Below are 2,158 nucleotides of genomic sequence, written 5' to 3' on the forward strand. Positions count from 1 at the left end.
GTGGGGGGCATGCGGCTCCGACCTTCCGGTGGGTGGCGAGGACGCGCGGGGGCGCAGCCGGTCGGGGGACCGGTGCGGTGGCCGTGACCTGGCCGGGTCACGGACGGCGGAGAGCCCCTCCCGAACCCTCGCCGCGGCACCGGTGCCGCGCTCGGAGGAGAGAGGAGTACAACGTTGTACCTCCATTCTCGGTCCCGCCGTGCTCACTGTCAAGGAGTGATCGCCGCCGCAGCGTGACCCCCGGCGCTCAAGCCCGTCCCCCGGGGCGCCGATGCCCCCGGGACGGACGTGCAGCAGTCGCGTGCGCGGTCGTCCGACCCCGAGGAGAACCCGTGTCCATGACCACCGAAGGACGACGTCCGTCGGCCCGCCTGCGGGACCTCCCGGTCCTGACGAAGATCCTCAGCGCGGTGGTGGTGGCGCTGCTCGTCGCCGTCGGCGTGGGGCTGCTGGGACTCGTCAAGCTCCAGGCCACGGCCACGGCCGTGCAGGACATGTACGTCGTGCAGGTGAAGCCGCTGCGCGTGCTCGCCGAGGCCCAGAAGGCCGAGATGCAGTCGCGCGTCAACGTCCTCAACCACCTGGCCAGCCTCGACGACGCGACGATGGCGGAGGTGGAGGCGAAGATCGCCGCCGACGACGCCACGCTCGACGAGCTGCTGGCCGGGTTCCGCCCGACCGCCGCCGACCCCGCCGCCGTCGACGCGTTCACCGAGCACTGGGCCGCTGTCCGCGAGGTCCGCGACGCCACCATGCTGCCGCTGTCGCGGGCCAACGACACCGCGGGCTTCCAGAAGGCGCGCGACGAGGTCTACAGCCCGCTCATCGCCGTCGCGGAGGAGGACTTCGAGGCGGCGTTCGCCGCCGAGTCGCAGCAGGCCGCCGACCGCGCCACCACGGCGGCCGCGGACTACCGCACCGCGCGGACCACCATCGTCGCGGCCATCGTCCTCGGCGGCCTGCTGGCGCTGGGCCTCGGCGTCCTCGTCGCCCGTCAGGTCGTCGCCGGCCTGCGCCGCGTGTCGCTCGTGAGCGCGGCCCTGGCCGTCGGCGACCTCACCGTGCGGGCCGACGTCGACTCCCGCGACGAGGTCGGCCGCATGGCCGCCGAGCTCGACCAGGCGACCACCGCGCTGCGCGGCACCGTGAAGGTGCTGGAGGCGAACGCCGTGTCCCTGGCCGGGGCCAGCGAGGAGCTGTCCGCCACGAGCGGCCAGATCGCCGCCGCCGCCGAGGAGACGGGGGTGCAGGCCGCCGTCGTGGCCGGCGCCTCGCAGCAGGCCAGCGCGAACATCCAGACCGTGGCCGCCTCCACCGAGCAGATGAGCGCCTCGATCCGGGAGATCGCCGACAACTCGGGCGAGGCGTCCCGCGTCGCCGGCGAGGCCGTCCTGCTCGCGGACCTCGCGAGCACCACGATCAACCAGCTGGGGGCCTCCTCCGCGGAGATCGGGACCTTCGTCAAGGCCATCACCGCGATCGCCGAGCAGACGAACCTGCTGGCGCTCAACGCGACCATCGAGGCGGCGCGCGCGGGCGAGCTGGGCAAGGGGTTCGCCGTCGTCGCCGGTGAGGTCAAGGAGCTCGCGCAGCAGACCGCGCGGGCCACCGACGACATCACGCGCCGCGTGGCCGCCATCCAGTCCGAGAGCGCGTCGGCCGTCAGCGCCGTCGAGCAGATCAGCGTGGTCATCAGCCGCATCAGCGACTACCAGACGACCATCGCCTCCGCCGTGGAGGAGCAGACCGCCGTGACCGCGGAGTCGGTGCGCAACATCGCCGACGCCTCCGCGGGGTCGACGCAGATCGCCGACACCATCGCCGGGGTGGCCGAGGGCGCCCAGGCCACCAGCGCCGGCGTCACGCAGGTCCAGGCCGCGTCCGGCGACCTGGCCCGCATGAGCGGCGAGCTGCAGCACGTCGTCGCCGGGTTCCGCCTCTGACGCCCGGCCCGCCCGCCGACGGCGTCAGCGGGTCGGGGTGCCGTCCGCGGACGCGGCGCCGGGGACGTGCGGCGGGACCCGCACGGGCCCGGCCTCGGGTGGCCGGGGGCGGTCCTGGCGGTGCAGGCGGACGGCGATGACGGCCACGTCGTCCTCGGGGTGCGGGGGCAGCAGGCGCTGCAGCAGCCCGTCGACGAGGGTGTCGAGGTCGACGC

The 2,158-nt window shown here is 74.7% G+C and carries 1 protein-coding gene and 1 pseudogene; one reads left to right on the forward strand and one right to left on the reverse strand.

The window, feature by feature from the left end; genetic code table 11:
• Window positions 1-338: 338 nt before the first annotated feature.
• Window positions 339-1,943, forward strand: a complete 1,605-nt coding sequence (locus GTR02_RS21380; RefSeq protein ID WP_240896188.1) for a methyl-accepting chemotaxis protein — start codon at window positions 339-341, stop codon at window positions 1,941-1,943.
• Window positions 1,944-1,967: 24 nt separating this feature from the next.
• On the opposite strand, the pseudogene GTR02_RS21385 reads toward GTR02_RS21380, so the two are convergent.
• Window positions 1,968-2,158, reverse strand: a pseudogene (locus GTR02_RS21385) (serine phosphatase); the annotation flags it as partial.

The sequence above is a fragment of the Kineococcus siccus genome, assembly GCF_009906795.1.
Classification (GTDB): Bacteria; Actinomycetota; Actinomycetes; order Actinomycetales; family Kineococcaceae; genus Kineococcus; species Kineococcus siccus.